The organism is Kitasatospora sp. NPDC048239 (assembly GCF_043202015.1).
Lineage (GTDB): Bacteria > Actinomycetota > Actinomycetes > Streptomycetales > Streptomycetaceae > Kitasatospora.
Map to the genome: position 1 here is coordinate 1 of NZ_JBICZP010000043.1, position 2,679 is coordinate 2,679.

Sequence of the window (2,679 nt, forward strand, 5' to 3'; positions counted from 1 at the left end):
TGGAGGACGCGGCTGGTGGGTTCGACGGCGAAGCGGTCGATCTGGCCGGTGGTGAGGCTGGCGAGGCCGTGGTGGGGGACGACGACGCCCTTGGGGCGGCCGGTGGAGCCGGAGGTGTAGATGACGTAGGCGGGGTGGTTCGGCTGCAGGCCGGGCCGGGGGTTTGCGGTGTCGAGTCCGGCGAGGCGGGTGAGGGTGTCGGGGTCGTCGAGGGCGATCCGGGCGGTGCCGTCGGGGAGGGTGTCCTGGGCGGACCTGGTGATGACCAGGGCGGGCCGGGCGTCGCCGAGCATGTAGGTGATGCGCTCGGTGGGGTAGTTGGGGTCGATCGGCAGGTAGGCGCCGCCGGCCTTGAGGATGGCGAGCAGGGAGATGACGAGGTCGGTGGAGCGTTCCATGTGGACGCCGACGAGGGTCTCCGGGCGGACGCCGTGCTCGGTCAGGAGGTGGGCGAGGCGGTTGGCGCGCTCGTTGAGCTCCGCGTAGGTGAGTTCGGTGTCGCCGAAGACGAGGGCGGTGGCATCCGGGGTGCGGGTGACCTGGGCCTGGAAGAGCTCCGGCAGCGTCGCGGCCGGCAGGTCCTGAGCGGTGTCGTTCCACTCGGTCAGGAGCTGCCGACGCTCGGCCTGGTCCAGGATCTCGATCCGGCTGACGGGCTGCTCGGGGTCGGCGGCGACGGCCTCCAGCACCCGGGTGAAGCGCTGGGCGACGGCCTCGACCGTCGCGTGGTCGAACAGGTCGGTCGCGAAGGTGACCCAGCCGTGGAGACCGGCGGCCCGGCCCTGTCCGTCGAAGCGCTCGCCGAGCTGGAAGTCCAGGTCGAACTTGGCCGGGGGCTGCCCTGCGGGGAGCAGTTCGGTTGCGAGGCCCGGGAGTTCGAGGGTGGCCTCGGTGTTGTTCTGAAGGGTGAGCATGACCTGGAACAGCGGGTGCCGGGCCATCGAACGGGTGGGGGCCAACTCCTCGACGAGGCGCTCGAACGGGATGTCCTGGTTCGAGAAGGCGCCGAGGCCGGCGTCCTGGACGCGGGCGAGGAGAGCGGCGAACGTCGGGTCGCCGCTGAGGTCGGTGCGCATGACCAGGGTGTTGACGAAGAAGCCGACCAGGTCGTCGAGGGCTTCGTCGGTGCGTCCGGCGATGGGCGTGCCTACGGGGATGTCCGTCCCCGCGCCCAGACGGTTGAGCAGGGTCGCGAGTCCGGCCTGGAGGACCATGAACAGGGTCACGCCGCGGGAGCGGGCCAGGTCGCTGAGCTGCTGGTGCAGCTCGGCGGACAGGTTCAGGTCGTAGGTCGCGCCCTGGTGGGTGGCGACGGCCGGGCGGGGGCGGTCGGTGGGCAGCTGGAGCTCTTCCGGCAGGTCGGCCAGGGCCTTGCGCCAGTGGGTGAGCTGCTGGGACAGCACGCTCTCGGGGTCGGTGTCCTCGCCGAGGAGCTGCTGCTGCCACAGGGTGTAGTCGGCGTACTGCACGGGCAGCGGCTGCCACGCGGGGGCGGCGCCGTCGAGCCGGGCGGCGTAGGCCTCGGAGATGTCGCGGGCGAGCGGGCCCATGGACCAGCCGTCGCCCGCGATGTGGTGCACGACCAGGACGAGCACGTGCTCGTCCGCGGAGGCGCTGAACAGCTCGGCGCGCAGCGGTACTTCGGTGGACAGGTCGAAGACGTACCCGGCCGCGTCGGCGAGGGCCTGCTCCAGCTCGGCCCCGGTAAGCGAGGTGACGGGCAGGTCGAGGGCGACCGCCGTCGCTTCGAGGATGCGCTGGTGGGGCTGCCCGTTGTGGGTCGGGTAGACGGTGCGCAGGACTTCGTGGCGGGTCACCACGTCGTGCAGCGCGCCCCGCAGGGCGTCCCGGTCCAGGGCGCCCGTCAGCCGCAGCGCGGTGGCGATGTTGTAGGTGGCGCTGGGTCCTTCGAGCTCGCCGAGGAACCAGAGCCGGCGCTGGGCGGCGGACAGCGGCACCATGCTCGGGCGCTCGCCCGCGGTCAGCGCGGGTCGGGCGGCGTCGGCCCCGCTCAGACGGGCGGCCAGGCCGGCGACGGTCGGGGCCTCGAACAGGGCGCGGATGCCGACCTCGACACCCAGCACCGCGCGGATCCGGCTCATCAGCCGGGTCCCGAGCAGCGAGTGGCCGCCGAGCTCGAAGAAGCTGTCGTCCACGCCCACCGAGGCCACGCCGAGCACCTCGGCGAAGACGCCGCAGAGGATCTCCTCCTGCCGCGACGAGGGTGCGCGTCCTGCGGTGGTGGTGGTGTAGTTCGGGGCGGGGAGGGCGTTGCGGTCGAGCTTGCCGTTGGCCGTCAGCGGCAGGGCCTCCAGCACCACGATCGCGCTCGGGACCATGTAGTCGGGCAGGGACTTCCGGAGGTGCTCGCGTGCTGCGGAGACGAGTTCGGAGTCCTGCTCGGTGGCCGTGGTCGGGACGATGTAGGCGATGAGGCGTTTGTCGCCGGGGGTGTCTTCGCGGGCGAGGACGGTGGCGTGGGTGATGGCGGGGTGGGTGGTGAGTGCGGTTTCGATTTCGCCGAGTTCGATGCGGAAGCCGCGGATTTTGACCTGGTGGTCGGTGCGGCCGAGGTAGTCGATGCTGCCGTCGGGGCGCCAGGTGACGAGGTCGCCGGTGCGGTACATGCGTTCGCCGGGTTGGCCGTAGGGGTTGGCGGTGAAGCGTTCGGCGGTGAGG

The 2,679-nt window shown here is 72.0% G+C and carries 1 protein-coding gene; it reads right to left on the reverse strand.

The features are described from left to right. A partial coding sequence (locus tag ACGFZP_RS39395; RefSeq protein ID WP_392942295.1) for a condensation domain-containing protein occupies window positions 1-2,679 on the reverse strand: 2,679 nt, incomplete at both ends.